Consider the following 16,579-nt stretch of genomic DNA (forward strand, 5'->3'; position numbering starts at 1 on the left):
ATCCGATGGATGGGGGCCTTCTTGTCAGCGGTGAACCGGTGGCTTACGCTCCGGTCAGCTTCTCGCGGAGTGCCGCGAGTGCCTCGTCGGACGCGAGCGTCCCCGAACCGGAGTCGGTGACGACGGGCTCGGACGAGTAGCTGGTCGAGTTGGACTCGACCGGCTCGTTCGCCGCGGCGGCGTCGTCGGACGCGTGCTGGACGACCTGCTTCTTGTGGGCTTCCCAGCGGGACTGCGCCTCGGCGTACTGGGCTTCCCAGGCCGCGCGCTGCGTCTCGTAGCCCTCGAGCCATTCGTTCGACTCGGGGTCGAAGCCCTCGGGGTACTTGTAGTTGCCCTCGTCGTCGTACTCGGCGGCCATGCCGTAGAGCGCGGGATCGAACTCGGTGCTGTCGGCGTCGACGCCCTCGTTGGCCTGCTTGAGGCTGAGCGAGATGCGGCGGCGCTCCAGGTCGATGTCGATGACCTTGACGAAGAGCTCGTCCCCGACGGAGACGACCTGCTCGGCGAGTTCCACGTGGCGAACGGCGAGCTCCGAGATGTGCACGAGGCCTTCGATGCCGTCCTCGACGCGGACGAACGCGCCGAAGGGAACGAGCTTCGTGACCTTGCCCGGGACGACCTGGCCCAGGGCGTGCGTGCGGGCGAAGGTCTGCCAGGGATCTTCCTGCGTGGCCTTCAGCGACAGGGAGACGCGCTCGCGATCAAGATCGACCTCGAGCACCTCGACCGTGACCTCCTGGCCGACCTCGACGACCTCGGACGGGTGGTCGATGTGCTTCCAGGACAGCTCCGAGACGTGGACGAGGCCGTCGACGCCACCGAGGTCCACGAAGGCACCGAAGTTGACGATCGAGGAGACGACGCCCGGACGGACCTGGCCCTTCTCGAGCTTGTTGAGGAACGTGGAGCGGACCTCGGACTGCGTCTGCTCGAGCCATGCACGACGCGACAGCACGACGTTGTTGCGGTTCTTGTCGAGCTCGATGATCTTCGCTTCGATCTGCTGGCCGATGTACGGAGCCAGGTCGCGGACGCGACGCATCTCGACGAGCGATGCGGGCAGGAAGCCGCGCAGGCCGATGTCCAGGATGAGGCCACCCTTGACCACCTCGATAACGGTACCGGTGACGACACCGTCCTCTTCCTTGACCTTCTCGATGTCGCCCCAGGCGCGCTCGTACTGAGCCCGCTTCTTGGAGAGGATCAGTCGGCCTTCTTTGTCTTCCTTGGTGAGCACCAGAGCTTCGACCTGATCGCCCACGGAGACGACGTCCCCCGGGTCGACGTCGTGCTTGATGGACAGCTCGCGGGAAGGAATGACACCCTCGGTCTTGTAACCGATGTCGAGCAGGACCTCGTCGCGATCGACCTTGACGACCGTACCCTCGACGAGATCTCCGTCGTTGAAGTACTTGATGGTCGCGTCGATAGCTGCGAGGAAGTCCTCAGCGGTGCCGATGTCGTTGATAGCGACCTGCGGGGCACCTTGCTTCTCGGTGGTGGTGATGGTCATGTAGTTGGGACTCCGTTGTGGATGATGACGTGCTCCGGTCATGGTGAACGCCGCGGTTCCAGCCATGCCGGGAGCGGGTTCCCCTGTCCGGATGTGGACGAAAGGGACAGAACCTCGAGAGGTTCGACAGTGGTAGTGCCCTGCGGAGGACATCGGTCTGCACCGGGACCCGCCAGAGCGCACTACGCGCCTGTCCAGTCTAGCCTCGGCCCCCAACACCGTCAAAGCAGCCAGGTCGCGGCGAGCCGCTCGGACGGGGCCCTGCCCGACCCGGTCCGGCGGTCACCTTCGAAGCTAGAAGTGCGTGATGCAGTAGGGCTCCTGTGCCAGCCCGAACAGGACATCCAGCCGCTCGACCTCGGCCGCGCCGGCAGTGAGGCCACCGGCCGCCGCGAGGGTCGAGGCCTGGACTCCACCGAGGTAGAGCGATCCGAGGGCGTTGACCGTGAGCGTGACGTCGGCGGCGGTACCGTCGTCGACGATGTGCACCTGCGCGACGCCGTCCGTCACCGCCAGCGCGAAGGTGCCCTGTGCGAGGCCGAGATCGTCCTGCACATCGAGGACGATGCTCCCGCTGCCGCGGTAGGACCGCGCTCCGAGCGCCGCGGGGACGTCGAGCATGCGGACCCAGAGGACGTCGTCCGTGCCCTTGACGGCATAGCAGCGGCGGTCGCGCAACGCCCACGGGAGGGGGTCGTCGCGTCGGGCCTCGTCCCAGGTGACCACCTGGATGAGGTCGAGCGATCCCAGGTAGCGCCACAGTTCCAGATAAGCCGACGGGGTGCCGGCGACGAGGTCCAGGACCTTCATGGTGCGCGGCGACGTCTCCCAGCCCGCGAAGCGGTAGGTCACATAGCCCGCGGGCGTTCCCTCGGCGTCGTAGTGGACCGCCATCCGGACGGCACGGTCCTCGACAGGCCGCTCGCGTCCCCAATCGCCGGAGGCCCGCCGCGCATAGGCGTACTGTCGGCCCACGGATCCGAAGGTCGACGCCTGGAAGCCGGCGAACACCTGCCCGGCAAGGCGCACCGCGTGCTCGCGGGCCACGAGGGTCGTGGTGCCGGTGGCCGGAGCAGTCACCTCGAAGCGCTCCCGCACGTCCACCTCGATGCTCTGCGTGAACGTCGCTGCCCCGAACCCGAAGCGGCCGTAGATGGTCGCCTCCGATGCGGTGAGGATCGCGACGGGAAGGCCACGGTCCTTCGCCTCATGCAGGTCGCGCGTCATCATGGACCGCAGGATGCCCCGGCGGCGGTGGCTCGCCCGGACGGTCACCGCCGTGATCTGGTGGACCTCGATCTGGGCCGAGCCGACGTTCAGGGGGTGGACCATGGTGCCGTAGGTGCCCACCGGATGGTCGGCCCCGAGCGCTTCGGCCGGCTGGGCGTCGTCGTGGACACCCCAGAGCACGCGCCCGTCGGCCTGGTACGCCTCGAGGAAGCGCGGGATGTCCTCAGGATCGAAGGTGCCGTCGTGGAAACCGATGCCCTCGGCGTTCAGCCAGGTCGCGAAACGTCCCGTCGTCGAGGCGTCCTCGTCGGGATCGGGGGTGAAGATGCGGGTCTCGAGGGCAGGTGTCGTGTCATGGCTCACGAGGACCACCCTAGCCCGGCGACCGCGTCCCGGTCCCTCGTCGGCGCCTCCGTCCGCTCCTAGTGTGCGGCGTCGTGCCAGCTGGCTCCCGTACCCACCGAGACGTCGAGCGGGACGGAGAGGTCGGCCGCCGACCCCATCTGTTCGCGCACGAGTGCCTCGACCTCCTCGGCCTCGCCCTCGGCAATCTCGAGGACGAGTTCGTCATGCACCTGCAGCAGCATCCTCGAGGCGAGTCCGCGCCGGGTGAGGGCCTCGTCCACCCCGAGCATCGCCTTCTTGATGATGTCCGCCGCGGAGCCCTGGATGGGCGCGTTCAGGGCCGCGCGCTCGGCCATCTCCCGCAGCTGGCGGTTGTCGCTCGAGAGATCCGGGAGGTACCGGCGACGTCCCTCGATCGTGGAGGTGAAGCCGTCCTTGCGTGCCTGCTCCACGATGCCGCGCAGGTAGTCTCGCACGGCACCGAAGCGCTCGAAGTAGTCGCGCATCAGGGTGCGCGCCTCGTCGACGGAGATGTTCAGCTGCTTCGAGAGGCCGAAGGAGCTCAGACCGTACACCAGACCGTAGGACATGGCCTTGACCTTCGACCGCATCGCGTTGGTCACGTCCTCGGGAGCCACGCCGAAGATGTGCGAACCGACGAAGCGGTGGAGGTCCTCGCCCTCCTGGAAGGCGGCGATCAGCCCCTCGTCGCCGGAGAGGTGCGCCATGATCCGCATCTCGATCTGCGAGTAGTCCGCCGTCATCAGGCTCTCGTACTTCTCGCCGTTCCGTCCCTGCCCGACGACGAACACCTCGCGGATCCGCCGTCCCTCGTCCGAACGCACCGGGATGTTCTGCAGGTTCGGGTTCGTCGAGGACAGCCGGCCGGTCGCCGCGATCGTCTGGAGGTAGGTGGTGTGGATGCGGCCGTCGTCGTCCACCGCTTTCCGCAGGCCCTCGACCGTCTGGCGCAGCTTCATCGCGTCGCGGTACGCGAGCAGCTGCGTGAGGAACGGGTGCCCGGTCTTGACGATCAGATCGGTGAGCGCGTCCGCGTCCGTGGAGTACCCGGTCTTGATCTTCTTGGTCTTCGGGAGCTCGAGCTCGTCGAACAGCACCGCCTGGAGCTGCTTCGGGGAACCGAGGTTGATCTCCTTGCCGATGATCCGGTAGGCCTCGGCCCCGGCAGCGCTGATGGTGGTGGAGAAGTCGTCGTAGAGCCGGTCCAGACCCTCGACCGAGACGGCCACGCCGGTGAGCTCCATCCGGGCGAGGACCTCCGCGAGGGGCAGCTCGAGTCCGCCGAGCAGCTGGTTGGCGCCGCGCTCCACGAGCTGTCCGGCGAAGTGCTCGCTCAGCTGGAGCGCCGCGTAGGCCGCGACGACGGCGGGCGAGGCGACGTCGTTGCCGCCGAGGTCCAGAGCCTGCTGGCCCGAGGAATCGTTCGCGGCAGCCGTGATCGAGAGCCGGAGGTGATACTGCGCCAGATCGGCGAGCTCGTAGCTGCGGCGGTCCGGCTGGATCAGGTACCCGGAGATCGCCGTGTCGTCGACCTCGCCTGCCAGTGCGAACCCGCGAGCGTGCAGGAGCTTCGCGACGGTCTTGAAGTCGTGCACGATCTTGGGGGCGTCCGTGCCGGCCAACCACGCACCGAGGATCTTCTCCGCCTCGGCGTCGAGCTGCTCGAGCGGGATGAACGCGGCCTGCAGGGAGGTCACAACGGCGATCCCCACGACGTCCGTGGCGCCGGCCGTCGTCTCGGTGGCCAGGGAGACGGAGGCCTGGGCCTGGTTGGTCGACGCGAACCAGTGCGTCAGCGCTGCAGCGTCCTCGAGCATCACGTGGGCCGGGGCGCTCTGCTCCTCCCCCTCCTCCTCGGACTCCTCCTCCCCGAAGAGATCGAAGAGGCGCTTGCGCAGGGTGTTGAACTGGAGCGAGTCGAAGAGATCCTCGACGGCAGCGCGGTCGGGGTGCTGGGACACCATCGCGTCCAGGTCCACCGGCAGCTCGAGGTCGGTGAGCAGGCGGTTCAGGCGGCGGTTGCGCTTCACGTCCTCGATGTTGGCGCGCAGCGAGTCACCGACCTTGCCGCCGATCTTGTCCAGGTTCTCCAGGATGCCCTCGAGGCCGCCGTAGAGCTTGATCCACTTGGCCGCCGTCTTGGGGCCGACCCCCGGCACGCCCGGCAGGTTGTCCGCACTCTCTCCCACCAGCGCCGCGAGGTCCGAGTACTGGTGGGGCGGGACGAAGTACTTCTCCTCGATGGCCTGCGCGTCCATCTGCGGGATGTTCGTGACGCCCTGCTTCGGGTAGAGCACGGTCACGCGGTCGTTGACGAGCTGGAAGGCGTCCCGGTCACCGCTGACCACCTGCACGTCCCAGTCCGCCGCGGCTGCCTGGTGGGCGAGCGTCGCCAGGATGTCGTCCGCCTCGTAGCCATCGAGCGAGATGGTGGGGATCCGCATGGCCTCCATGACCTTGATGATGAGGTCCACCTGCCCGTGGAATTCCTCGGGCGTCTTGGATCGGCCGCCCTTGTACTCCGTGTACTCCTCCGAGCGGAAGGTCGGGGTGTCGAGGTCGAAGGCCACGCAGACGTGGCTCGGCTTCTGGTCCTTGATGAGGTTGATGAGCATCGCGGTGAAGCCGTAGACCGCGTTGGTGTGCTGACCGGTGTCGGTGGAGAAGTTCTCCGGCGGCAGTGCGTAGAAGGCGCGGAAGGCCATCGAATGGCCGTCGATCACCAGAAGTCTGTTGCGCGAGCCGTCGCTCCGCCGAGCCGACGCCTGCCCGCCGGCCGGTGCCACGGCGCCGTCCGGGGTGCCCTCGGCAGGCGGCGTCATGGTCAGGGTGGCAGCAGGTTTGGTCGTTTCACTCACAGGTGCCAGCCTAGTTGCCATGACAGACAACCGCACCCGCCCCGACCCCGTCCAGCAGCCCACGGAGGAGCGCCTGGCCGAGCTCACCGCCGCAGGGATCCCGCCCGAGATGCACGGGTGGCTCGGCCGGTACGGGGTGGGTGCGCTGACCGTGAAGATGGGCATCGTCTTCCAGGAGATGAGCGCCGAGCGGATGGTCGCCACGATGCCCGTCGAGGGGAACCAGCAGGTCGCCGGCATCCTCCACGGTGGCGCGCACGTGGTGCTGGCCGAGACGCTGGGGTCCTTCGCCGCCGGCCTGCACGCCGGTCCCGGTCGGCAGGCGGTCGGGATCGAGGTCGGAGCCACGCATCACCGGAGCATCGATTCCGGCACGGTGACCGGCACGGCGACGGCGATCCATCTCGGGCGGACGCTCACCACCCACGAGGTCGTCATGACCGACGAGCAGGGCAGGCGTCTGTCCACCGCCCGCATCACCAACATGATCCGGGACGCGCGCGGTTGATCCTCACCCCGTCCGGGCCCGCCCCTCGGTCCGTCCAGCGGACGGACACCCACCGCCCAGAGAACAGTCAGTCGATCCCCGGATACTGACTGCGGCCGGCCGGGTGGGACGCCCCGGGGCGTCCGCCCCGGGACACGCCGGGAGCGGGACGAGGGATGATGGCGGACAGACAGCAGGGAAGGCGACCAGCGCCGGGATCGATGCCATGGCGGATCGCGGTGATGCTCCGGTCCGCGTGGCACAGTCCGGTCCGGCCGGCCCGCACGGCTCCCCTCGCGCTGTCGGTCCTCGCCGCCGTCTGGCTCCTCGCCCTCGGCACGGGTGCGCTGCCCGCCGGACCGCCCGCCGGGCTCGCGCCGTCCGTCCTCTTCTCCGCCCGCACCTCGGAGCAGCACCCCCTCTCCCTGCTGCTGTCCCTGGTCTGGGCGCCGGATCTTCCCGCCTACCTCGGAGCGACGGCGGCGACCGCCGCCCTCGGCATCCTCGCCGAGACCCGGCTCGGGACGCGGCGCTTCGCCCTCGCCGTCGTCGTCACCCACCTCGCGGCGCTGATCGGCGCCCTGGTGCTCGGTACCGCCGTCGCTCCCCTCTTCCCCCGCTGGTCGGCAACGTTCGGCAGTGCATCGCTCGGCGGTCCGACGCTCGGGATGCTCGGTGCCATGCTGGCCGCCACCGCGGGGATGGGGCCCCTCTGGCGGCGGCGGCTGAGGATCATGGGCGTCCTCCTGCCGTTGACGCTCGTCCTCTACAACGGCGCGCTGATGTCCGTCGCGCTCCTGCTCGCAGCCCTCGCGGGCCTGGCTGCCGGGCCGCTCCTCCTGGGGCGCCACGCGCACCGACCGGCTGCGCCGTCCATCCGTGAGTCGCGTGTCCTGGTCGCGCTCGTCTGCGCCGCCGCCGCCGTCGGGCCCGCGCTCGCCGCCCTCTCGCCGCATGCGACCGGGCCGTTCGCGGTCCTCGGGATCCTCTTCACCTCCGTGGAGGGCGCCACGCCCGACGCCGTCCGAGCGGCCTGCAAGCCCGGCGGCGTGGTGCGGCGCTGCGCCGAGGCGCAACTGCAGGCACGGGCCGGTGCGGGGGGCCTCGTGATGTCCTGCCTCCCGACGGTCCTCCTGCTCGTCCTCGCCGACGGCCTGAGACGCGGCCGGCGCTTCGCGTGGGCCGGGACGATCGTGGTGCAGCTGGCCCTGGCGCTGCTGTCGGTCCACACCTTCCTCACCTTCCTGCGGCACCGCGCGGACGGTGAGCTCGCGACGCTCCTGGCGGGTGCACGCCCGGAACGCATCATCGCCGACCTCGTGGTGCCGGCGCTGCAGCCCGTGGTGATCGTCGTGCTCCTGGTCCTCGTCCGGCGCCTCTTCGTGCTTCGCGCGGCTCCCGGCACCTACCGCACCATCGGGCTTCACACGGCCGGCGCCCTCGTCGGTTCCGGCACCCTCTACGTGGGGCTCGGACTGGTGGTCGCGCGCCAGTTCAGCCCGGGGGCCACGCTGCCCACGCTCCTCGCCGACTTCCCGCAGCGGCTGCTGCCGATCGCGGCGACGCTGCACGTCTACCCCGGGTTCCTGCCCTCGGACAGCGCGGCGATCATCCTCTACGAGTGGATCGGGATCGCCTTCTGGGCTGTGGTCGCCGGACTCCTGCTCCGCTCCTTCCGGTCGGTCCGGCGCACCGGGGACGACGCCGACCGCGATCGCGCACGGAGCATCGCCTCGGTGGAGGGCCGCGGCTCCATGACCTGGATGGGCCTCTGGCCGGGCAACTCCTACTGGTTCGACGGGTCCTCCTACGTGCCCTACCGGGTGATCTCCGGCGTCGCACTGACCCTCGCGGGTCCGGTCGGCCCGGCCGCCGACACCGGACGAGCACTGCGCGGGTTCTCGGAGTACTGCCACACGCAGGGCTGGATCCCCTGCTTCTACTCGGTCACCGGCAAGGTGGCGGACCTGCTGCCGCGTGGGTACCGGCGCCTGCAGGTCGCGGAGGAGACAGTCCTGGACCTCGACGGGCTCGCCTTCACCGGCAAGCGGTTCCAGGACGTCCGCACCGCCCTGAACCAGGCCAGGAAGAACGGCGTCCACAACGAGTGGGTCGATCCCGTGCAGACCCCGCCGGTGATCCTCGACCAGGTGCGCAGCATCTCCGAGGAATGGGTGGCGGACAAGTCGTTGCCGGAGATGGGCTTCACCCTCGGCGGGATCGACGAGCTCCGCGACCCCGCCGTGCGCTGTTCCGTCATCATCAACGACGGACGGACGGTCCACGCCGTGGCGTCCTGGCTGCCCATCCACGACGGCGGACGGGTGACCGGGTGGACGCTCGACTTCATGCGCCGGCGCGGCTCCGGCTTCAAGCACAGCATCGAGGTGCTGATCGCGCAGGCCGCGCTGGACCTGCAGGCGGAGGGCCGTACAGAGCTCAGCCTCTCCGGTGCTCCCCTCGCCCGGTCGGGGTCGGAGGACGCCGACGGCGACCCGGGCGACGCCCTCGACCGGATGCTCGGCGTCGTCAGCCGCACCCTCGAGCCGGTCTACGGCTTCCGTTCCCTCTTCGCCTTCAAGGCCAAGTTCGGCCCGCGCTACGTCCCGCTGTACCTGTGCTTCGAGGACCCGGCCACGCTGCCGGCGATCGGGCAGGCCATCACGCGTGCCTATGCGCCCGACGTCGGCGCGGCGGACGTGTGGCGGCTCCTCGTCACAGGGCCGCGACGCAGGGGCCGGACCGCACCCGGGCCGGCGCCGGCCTCCCTGCCCGTCCGCGCATCCGGTCCCGTACCCGCACCCGCACCGCCCCTCCGCGAGCGCGACCCGTCCCCCACCCGTTCCGGCGGACCGAAGGAGTAGCCATGGACCCGCTCGAGTGGGACCTCATCGACGGGCCCGCGCCCGCCGTCCTCGCCGCCCTGGGCGGACTGGCCCTCCTGTGGCTCGTAGCGGGCCGCCGGCGGCACCTGGTTCGCGCCGTCGTCCCGGCCGCACTGATCGGCGCGGTAGGGGGTGTCGCGGTCTGGTTCGTGACCGAGGAGGTCCTCAACATCTGGGGGGCGCCACAGCCCCCCTGGTTCTACCTGCTGGGCGGCACGGCGATCGCGGCGGTCCTGCTCGGCGCGACGGGGCTCCGCACCCGCCGGCGGTGGTGGCAGCGCGTGCTGACCGTCGTCGCTCCCGTCCTGGTCCTCGTGGCGGTCGCCGTGAGCATCAACGCCTACTACGGTTCCTTTCCCACCCTGCAGGCGATAACCAACGGTGCGGACGTTCCCCGCCTGGAGGCCGTCCGCACTCCCGAGGGCTCCGGTCCGTTGACCACCCTCGACGCCTGGGAGCCACCGGCCGACATGCCCTCCACGGGGACCATCTCGGTGACGACGATCCCCGGGACGGTCTCGGGAGTGGAGGCCGGTGACGCCTACGTCTACCTGCCCCCGGCGTATCTTGCGTCCACCCCGGCCCACCTGCCGGTCCTCGTCCTCATCCATGGCGACCCCGGCGGGCCCGAGGACTGGATCACGGGCGGTCGGCTTCCCGCGGTGATGGATGCGTACGCCGCGGCGCACAAGGGCCTGGCCCCGATCGTGATCCTCCCTGATGGCTCTGCCAGCACCGGTCCCACGCCGTCACTGTGCCTGGACAGCAACTACGGCAAGGCCGGGACCTATCTGTCCACGGACGTCCCCGCATGGGTGAAGTCCACGCTGAAGGCGGGCACCCATGCAGCTACGGACTGGGCGATCGGGGGATTCTCCTACGGCGGGACCTGCTCGCTGACCCTGGCGACAGGACACCCGTCCGTGTATCCGACCTTCCTCGACATCTCCGGCGAGGACGAGCCCACCATCGAGGCGGGCCGCGACGCGCTGATCGCGAACTACTTCTCCGGTGACGCGGCGGCCTTCGAGGCCCAGAATGCCCTGGACGTCGTCACAACGACTCCCCTGCCCGGCACCGCGGGGATCATCACGGTCGGTGCCGATGACAGCTTCTACAGGCCGCAGGGCGAGAAGGTCTCGGCGGCCCTGACGTCGGCGGGGGTCGACGTCCAGCTGCAGACCGTACCCGGCGGTCACACGTGGGAGGCCTGGAATGCCGGCCTGCAGAACAACCTCGACTGGCTCATGCAGCGGGCCGGCGTCCTGGCCGGGTAGGAACCACGGTGCCGGAAAGCAAGTCCGCCCTGTGACCCCCGGGATGGTTGCCCGGGCTCCCCGGCTCTTCCTACCGTGGAAGGAGGGCCGGTCCCCGATGACCGTCCTGCCAGAGCACAGAACAGCACCCGGACGGAGCCTCCCATGGCAGACAAGCATCACAGGACCATCGCCGCCCTCCTCGCCGCGAGCACGCTCTTCCTGGGCGGCTGCGACCTCGGCACCAAGGACAGCGACAACTCCGGGACGGACACCGGAAACTACGACGACAACAACGGCATCGACACCGACCTCGGCGACGATGCCCGGGGGAACGACAACTAGTGGCGGAGCGCGCGGCGGCCCTCGGCCGGGCGGCTCTCCGCGGTGCCGCGGCAGGCCTGCTGGGGACCGCGGCCATGACCGCCGGTGAACTCCTGGAGCAGCGCGTCACCGGCCGGCCGGACTCCCACGTCCCCGCGCGCACGCTGCGTCTGCTGTTGCGCCGGCCCACCGGCCAGGCGGCGCAGTACCCGGGGTGGAACCACGCGATGCACTGGCTCACCGGTGCCGCGCTCGGCGCGGTGCGTGGCATCTGGTCCGTCACGGGGATCCGTGGTCCGTCAGCGACAGCCGCTCACACCGTGCTGCGCCTCGCCTTCGACCAGACACTCGAGAACGCGACCGGGGCGGGCGCCGCTCCGTCGCTCTGGCCCTCCGGCGAGAAGACCGTCGACTACCTCCACAAGGGCGTGTACTCGGTGGTCACGGGTGCGGCGTCCGACGCGCTGAACCCACCCGCACTCGTCAGCCGAGCCGGCGTGCGCTCGCACTGACGCAGGACCCACCCATCGGCACCTGCCGACATGGGTCAGGCGTCGGCGGTGGCCGTCCCCTCCTGGATGTGCCGTCGCAGCTCGGCGGGCCGGAAGGGCTTGCGGAGGTAGCGGTCCGCCCCGGACTCGAATCCCCGCTTCTCGTCCGAGGGATCCGCGCGCGCCGTCAGCATGACGATGAAGGTTCCCGAGAACCGACGGATGCGCTGCGCGACCTCGAAGCCGTCGATGTCGGGCAGGCCGACGTCGAGCGTCACGACGTCCGGCATCAGGCGCCGCACCATCTCGACCCCGGCGAGTCCCGCCGGCGCGGTGTGCACGCGGAAACCGGATCCTGTCAGCACGGTGTGCAGGAGATCCCGGACGTCGTCATCGTCCTCGATGACGACGGCAGTGCGGGCGCGGTCGGTACTCGGCATGCCGCAAGTTTACTCCGGGGCGTTTCCGCCGGGGCACGCAGCCCTACGGGATGCTGCAGCTGCGGGGAGGGTCAGGACTCGGGCCTGACCGTCGCCTCGACCGCCTCGACGCCGCCGGACGGCTGGACCATAACGGTCCGGAGGGTGCCCGGCAGTTCGGGGAACAACCCGATCATGAGGAGTTCGCTCGTTTCTCCCGGCAGCGCTCCCCCGCTGTACTCCTCCACGAGTCCGACGACGTCAGGATTGGCCTCACCGCCGTTCGCCGCCGCGCCCCACTCCTCGATCACCGCCGCTGCGGGTCGGAGTTCCAGCTCCTGCCCCTCGGGCGTGGAGATGGTCACGGTGTCCAGGTCGAGGGTCAGGCCACCCTCGGGATTCTGCACCGTGACCAGAGCGTAGGTCACGGCGTCCTCGCCCAGCTCGGCGCGCAGGGCCTCCACGTCGGCCGGCGCCTCGGCGGGCAGGACGACGTCCCCCTTCGCCTGGTCGACGAGGAAGGCGAAGCTGCCGCTGTTCGCATCCGCGAGCCCCTCCACGGAGGGCGCGTCGGACGGGGATGCAGCCTGCTCCGATGCCGTCTCGGCCGGATTCGGCGTGGGTCCGGCAGGTTCAGGACCGGTGGCGGGGTTGCCTCCGCAGCCGGAGAGCGCGAGGAGCAGCAGGAGGGTCGTCGGCAGGGCGTTCTTCTTCATGGTTCTCCCAGCGGCCGGCCAGGGACCGGCACGGTGTCAGGCCCGGTTCCACCGGGGCGCAGCAGCGTTCCTTCCTGTTCTACCAGCGGGCCATCGGCGTCGGGCAGGGACCTCGGACGACGCCGGACCGTTGACAGGCCGCGTCAGTCCCGGTTACGTGCACGACTGGGCTGCACCCGCATCGGTTCCCCGGGCATCTTGGGGAAGTCCGGTGGGAAGGGCAGCTCCCCGAGTCCCTGCTCGGCGTCGCGCTCCCACCACGAATGCAGCACGTCGATGCTCCCGGGTGCGTCATGCATGTGCTCCCACGGATCGCCGATCGTCCTCAGTCGCTGCGGGACCGTGGCGACCGTGAACGACGCCGGGTCCACGCCGGAGAGCTCCTCCCACGTCACGGGGCAGGAGACGGGCGCATGCGGCAGAGCCCTCGGGCTGTAGGCGCCCGCCATGGTGCGGTCCCGGTTCGCCTGGTTGTAGTCGACGAAGATCCGCTCGCCGCGCTCCTCCTTCCACCATGCCGTGGTCACACGGTCCGGCATCCGGCGCTCGAGCTCACGCGCGGCAGCGATCACGGCGCGGCGGACGTCGAGGAACTCGTGGGCGGGCTCGATCGGCGCGAAGATGTGCAGTCCCCTGTTGCCCGACGTCTTGACGAAGCACGCGAGCCCGGCGTGGGCGAGGACGGCGCGCAACTCGTGGGCTGCGGCCACGACGTCGGCGAAGGTGGTACCGGGCTGCGGGTCGAGGTCGATCCGCAGTTCGTCGGGGAGATCCGGCTCCGCGGCACGGGACGCCCACGGATGGAAGACGACCGTGTTCATCTGTGCGGCCCAGACGACGGACGCCGGTTCATCGAGGACCAGCTGCGGATGGGAGCGTCCGCTGGGATACGTCACCGTCACGCTCCGCACGTAGTCAGGAGCACCCTTGGGCGGATTCTTGCTGAAGAAGAACTCACCGTCCACGTCCGCGCCGAAGCGCTGCAGGGAGACGGGGCGGTTGCCGTTCGCACGGAGGAAGGCGGGGGCGACCTCCACGAGATACCGGGCGAGGTCCAGTTTGGTGAGGCCGACGTCGGGCCAGAGCACCCTCGAGGGGCTGGACACCCGGACCGGCCGCACGCCCTCCGGTCCGTCGACGTCGAGGATCATCGCTTCGCTGGCCATGCGCCCACAGTACCCGCGGGTCCTTCCGGGCGGCAGGCCCGGCGGGAGTCAGCCGTCCGCGGGCCGCTCCCCGAACGGCCTCACCGTGTCCCGCAGCACGTGGAGCGTGAAGGCGGGACAGGCGGGATCCATGACCAGCCGGACGAGCGGTCGCGCACCCCAGACGCAGGTGCAGCGGGTGGCGCTCACCGGCCGGACCCGGGGGCTGGTCCTGCAGTCCGAGGAGGCGTCTGGAGCGGAAGGGTCGGCGTCGTCATGACGCGATGATCCCGGGTGCGGAGCAGGAGAAACAGCAGGGTGCTTCACACACCCCGGGTGTTACGCGAACAACGCCGCCGGGTGATCCGCCTGACCATCCGCCGCATCGGCAGCGCGATCATCAGCGCGGTCATCAGCGCGGTCATCAGGGTGGTCCGCCGCGCGGAAGGACCGCGGCCGTGGTGCCCGAAGTGGGACTCGAACCCACACACCTCTCGATACTGCATTTTGAGTGCAGCGCGTCTGCCAATTCCGCCATTCGGGCCGTGCCCGCCACGGCTGTGAGGAAGAAGGCCGACTTCCGTCCTCCGCCGGTGCGCGAAACCACTCTACATGCCGATAGGCTGGATCCCGGATCGGGACCATGCCGTCCGCGGTCCGCCGGAACGCCGTCATCATCAAGGAGCAACAGTGTCTGAATCCACCGAAACCACGCCCGCCGGACCCGCTCGCCGGGTCATCGTGGCCGAGGACGAGACGCTGATCCGGCTCGACATCATCGAGATCCTCCGCGGCGAGGGCTACGAGGTCGTGGCGGAGGCCGACAACGGCGAGAAGGCGGTCGCCCTGGCCCAGGAGCACAGGCCCGACCTCGTCCTCATGGACGTCAAGATGCCCGTCATGGACGGCATCACCGCTGCGGAGCAGATCGTCAAGGCGCGCATCGCCCCCGTGGTCCTCCTCACGGCCTTCAGTCAGAAGGAACTCATCGAGCGCGCCCGTGACGCCGGTGCCATGGCGTACGTCGTCAAGCCCTTCACTCCCGCGGACCTGATCCCCGCCATCGAGATCGCGATGTCACGCCACGAGGAGATCAAGGCCCTCGAGGCCGAAGTGTCCGACCTCCAGGAACAGTTCGCCACCCGCAAGCTCGTGGAGCGGGCCAAGAGCCTGCTCACCACCAAGATGGGCCTCACCGAGCCCGAGGCCTTCCGCTGGATCCAGAAGACCTCCATGGACCGCCGCCTCAGCATGCGCGAGGTCGCGGAGACGATCATCAACCAGGTCAACTGACCCCGCAGGGACCCCTTGCGGTCCCACCCGGTCGGCAGCGCCGACCACGAAGACCCCCACCCGATCGGGTGGGGGTCTTCGTGGTCAGCGGGCGATCGCTACTTCTTCTTGACGGGCCAGGGGCCGACGTCCTCCTTGATGAAGGAGGTGTGGTCGTCGGGCAGCTGGCCGGCGTCGGTGATGTCGCCGACGCGGTGCACCTTGATCGAGTTGGTCGATCCTGCCTGCCCGGGAGGGGAACCGGCGGCGATGACCACGAGGTCGTCGACCTCGACGAGACCCTGCTCGAACAGGACGCGGTCCACCTGTGACGTCATCTGGTCCGTGTGCTCGACGAACTCGACGAGCTTCGGCTGGATGCCCCAGATGAGCGACATGGTGTTCAGCGTGGACTGCACCGGCGTGAAGGCGACGACCGGCTTCTTCGGGCGCAGGCGGGACAGGCGGCGGGCCGAGTCGCCGGACTGCGTGAAGGTGCAGATGTACTTCGCGTCGAGCTGGTCGGAGATCTCGACGGCCGCACGCGTAATGGCGCCACCGCGGGTCTTCGGCTTGCTGCCGAGCGGCGGGACGCGCTCGAGGCCGTGGCGCTCGGTGGACTCGATGATGTCGTTCATGATCTTCACCGTCTCCATCGGGTACTTGCCGACGCTCGTCTCACCGGAGAGCATGACGGCGTCCGCGCCGTCGAGGACGGCGTTGGCGCAGTCCGAGGCCTCGGCTCGCGTGGGCCGCGGGTTGTCGATCATCGACTCGAGGACCTGGGTCGCGACGATGACCGGCTTGGCCCAGCGGCGGGCGAGCTCGATCGCCCGCTTCTGCACGATCGGCACGTCCTGCAGCGGGAGCTCGACGCCGAGGTCCCCACGAGCAACCATGATGGCGTCGAAGGCGTCGATGATCTCCTCGAGGGCGTCGACGGCCTGGGGCTTCTCGATCTTCGCGATGACGGGGACCCGGCGTCCCTCCTCGTCCATGATCTCGTGCACGCGCCGGACATCACCGGCATCACGGACGAAGGACAGCGCGACCATGTCGACGCCGATCTGGATGGCCCAGCGGAGGTCCTCCTCGTCCTTGTCGCTGAGGGCGGGGACGTTGACGGCGACACCGGGCAGGTTGATGCCCTTGTTGTTGGACACCATCCCACCGACGACGACCTCGGTGGTGACCTTGACGTCGTCGACGGCAGTCGCGCGGAGCGATACCTTGCCGTCGTCGATAAGGAGCATGTCACCGACGTTGACGTCGTGGGGCAGTCCCTTGAAGGTGGTGGAGCAGATCTCCTGCGTCCCCTCGACGTCCTCGGTGGTGATCGTGAAGACGTCCCCCGGGGCGAGGGCGTGGGGTCCGTCGACGAACCGGCCGAGACGGATCTTCGGGCCCTGCAGGTCGGCGAAGATGCCGACGGGCTTGCCCAGCTCCTCCGAGGCGCGCCGCACGTTCTGGTAGGTGCTGCTGTGCACGGTGTAGTCACCGTGGCTCATGTTCATCCGGGCGACGTCCACGCCCGCCTCGAGCACGGCGAGCGTGTTCTCATAGCTGGCGATTGCGGGCCCGAATGTTGCAACGATTTTTGCGCGTCTCATAAAC

Annotated in this window: 14 protein-coding genes and 1 tRNA gene; 6 read left to right on the forward strand and 9 right to left on the reverse strand. The window is 69.6% G+C overall.

All coding sequences use genetic code 11. From position 1 onward, the window contains the following. Positions 1-43 precede the first annotated feature (43 nt). From rpsA to polA, 3 genes are all read right to left on the reverse strand, one after another. Positions 44-1,516, reverse strand: coding sequence for a 30S ribosomal protein S1 (gene rpsA, locus FNH21_RS09580; RefSeq protein WP_055771683.1), 1,473 nt, complete (start codon positions 1,514-1,516; stop codon positions 44-46). A 294-nt stretch (positions 1,517-1,810) separates the two neighbouring features. Beyond that, entirely contained in the window at positions 1,811-3,109 is a 1,299-nt protein-coding gene (locus FNH21_RS09585) for a GNAT family N-acetyltransferase (protein ID WP_191931817.1), read from the reverse strand. 59 nt (positions 3,110-3,168) lie between these two features. Then, on the reverse strand, positions 3,169-5,817 hold the full coding sequence (gene polA / locus FNH21_RS09590; protein WP_241743180.1) for a DNA polymerase I: 2,649 nt from the start codon (positions 5,815-5,817) through the stop codon (positions 3,169-3,171). 172 nt (positions 5,818-5,989) lie between these two features. Between polA and FNH21_RS09595 the strand changes: the two genes are divergently transcribed. The 5 genes from FNH21_RS09595 (at position 5,990) to FNH21_RS09615 (ending at position 11,434) form a co-directional block, all read left to right on the forward strand. Then, on the forward strand, positions 5,990-6,478 hold the full coding sequence (locus FNH21_RS09595) for a hotdog fold thioesterase (RefSeq protein ID WP_191931819.1): 489 nt from the start codon (positions 5,990-5,992) through the stop codon (positions 6,476-6,478). A gap of 200 nt (positions 6,479-6,678) precedes the next feature. Then, positions 6,679-9,321, forward strand: a complete 2,643-nt coding sequence (locus FNH21_RS09600; RefSeq protein ID WP_206687053.1) for a bifunctional lysylphosphatidylglycerol flippase/synthetase MprF — start codon at positions 6,679-6,681, stop codon at positions 9,319-9,321. Positions 9,322-9,323: 2 nt separating this feature from the next. Beyond that, the gene (locus tag FNH21_RS09605; protein WP_152814636.1) at positions 9,324-10,619 is read left to right on the forward strand and encodes an alpha/beta hydrolase; all 1,296 of its coding nucleotides are present in this window, start codon (positions 9,324-9,326) and stop codon (positions 10,617-10,619) included. Between the two features lie 144 nt (positions 10,620-10,763). Next, the gene (locus tag FNH21_RS09610) at positions 10,764-10,943 is read left to right on the forward strand and encodes a hypothetical protein (protein ID WP_055771699.1); all 180 of its coding nucleotides are present in this window, start codon (positions 10,764-10,766) and stop codon (positions 10,941-10,943) included. After that, positions 10,943-11,434: a hypothetical protein gene (locus tag FNH21_RS09615; protein WP_206687054.1), complete on the forward strand. Its 492-nt coding sequence runs from the start codon at positions 10,943-10,945 to the stop codon at positions 11,432-11,434. Before FNH21_RS09610 ends, FNH21_RS09615 begins: the two co-directional genes overlap by 1 nt. 35 nt (positions 11,435-11,469) lie before the next feature. Here the strand turns inward: FNH21_RS09615 and FNH21_RS09620 are convergent, their stop codons facing one another. The 5 genes from FNH21_RS09620 to FNH21_RS09635 all read right to left on the reverse strand — a co-directional run bounded on the left by FNH21_RS09620 (position 11,470) and on the right by FNH21_RS09635 (position 14,237). After that, positions 11,470-11,853, reverse strand: a complete 384-nt coding sequence (locus FNH21_RS09620; RefSeq protein WP_152814638.1) for a response regulator transcription factor — start codon at positions 11,851-11,853, stop codon at positions 11,470-11,472. Between the two features lie 71 nt (positions 11,854-11,924). Next, positions 11,925-12,548 (reverse strand): hypothetical protein, encoded by a 624-nt coding sequence (locus FNH21_RS09625; protein WP_152814640.1) that lies wholly within the window; start codon positions 12,546-12,548, stop codon positions 11,925-11,927. Positions 12,549-12,691: 143 nt separating this feature from the next. Then, positions 12,692-13,714 (reverse strand): non-homologous end-joining DNA ligase, encoded by a 1,023-nt coding sequence (gene ligD / locus FNH21_RS09630; RefSeq protein WP_152814642.1) that lies wholly within the window; start codon positions 13,712-13,714, stop codon positions 12,692-12,694. Positions 13,715-13,762: 48 nt separating this feature from the next. Further along, positions 13,763-13,903, reverse strand: coding sequence for a hypothetical protein (locus FNH21_RS16890; protein ID WP_206687055.1), 141 nt, complete (start codon positions 13,901-13,903; stop codon positions 13,763-13,765). Positions 13,904-14,152: 249 nt separating this feature from the next. Further along, a tRNA-Leu gene (locus FNH21_RS09635) sits at positions 14,153-14,237 on the reverse strand. Between the two features lie 146 nt (positions 14,238-14,383). Here FNH21_RS09635 and FNH21_RS09640 point away from each other — a divergent pair. Further along, entirely contained in the window at positions 14,384-14,986 is a 603-nt protein-coding gene (locus tag FNH21_RS09640; protein ID WP_055771718.1) for an ANTAR domain-containing response regulator, read from the forward strand. A gap of 98 nt (positions 14,987-15,084) precedes the next feature. On the opposite strand, the gene pyk is transcribed toward FNH21_RS09640, so the two are convergent. Continuing rightward, positions 15,085-16,575 (reverse strand): pyruvate kinase, encoded by a 1,491-nt coding sequence (gene pyk / locus FNH21_RS09645; protein WP_152814644.1) that lies wholly within the window; start codon positions 16,573-16,575, stop codon positions 15,085-15,087. Positions 16,576-16,579: the final 4 nt, after the last annotated feature.

The sequence above is a fragment of the Arthrobacter bussei genome, assembly GCF_009377195.2.
Taxonomy (GTDB): domain Bacteria; phylum Actinomycetota; class Actinomycetes; order Actinomycetales; family Micrococcaceae; genus Arthrobacter_D; species Arthrobacter_D bussei.

Bases quoted from the DNA above. Each gene is read 5' to 3' on its own strand.
- rpsA (WP_055771683.1), bottom strand. From the start codon at position 1,516: ATGACCATCACCACCACCGAGAAGCAAGGTGCCCCGCAGGTCGCTATC.
- polA (WP_241743180.1), bottom strand. From the start codon at position 5,817: ATGGCCTTCCGCGCCTTCTACGCACTGCCGCCGGAGAACTTCTCCACC.
- FNH21_RS09595 (WP_191931819.1), top strand. From the start codon at position 5,990: ATGACAGACAACCGCACCCGCCCCGACCCCGTCCAGCAGCCCACGGAG.
- FNH21_RS09600 (WP_206687053.1), top strand. From the start codon at position 6,679: ATGCCATGGCGGATCGCGGTGATGCTCCGGTCCGCGTGGCACAGTCCG.
- FNH21_RS09605 (WP_152814636.1), top strand. From the start codon at position 9,324: ATGGACCCGCTCGAGTGGGACCTCATCGACGGGCCCGCGCCCGCCGTC.
- FNH21_RS09610 (WP_055771699.1), top strand. From the start codon at position 10,764: ATGGCAGACAAGCATCACAGGACCATCGCCGCCCTCCTCGCCGCGAGC.
- FNH21_RS09620 (WP_152814638.1), bottom strand. From the start codon at position 11,853: ATGCCGAGTACCGACCGCGCCCGCACTGCCGTCGTCATCGAGGACGAT.
- FNH21_RS09625 (WP_152814640.1), bottom strand. From the start codon at position 12,548: ATGAAGAAGAACGCCCTGCCGACGACCCTCCTGCTGCTCCTCGCGCTC.
- ligD (WP_152814642.1), bottom strand. From the start codon at position 13,714: ATGGCCAGCGAAGCGATGATCCTCGACGTCGACGGACCGGAGGGCGTG.
- pyk (WP_152814644.1), bottom strand. From the start codon at position 16,575: ATGAGACGCGCAAAAATCGTTGCAACATTCGGGCCCGCAATCGCCAGC.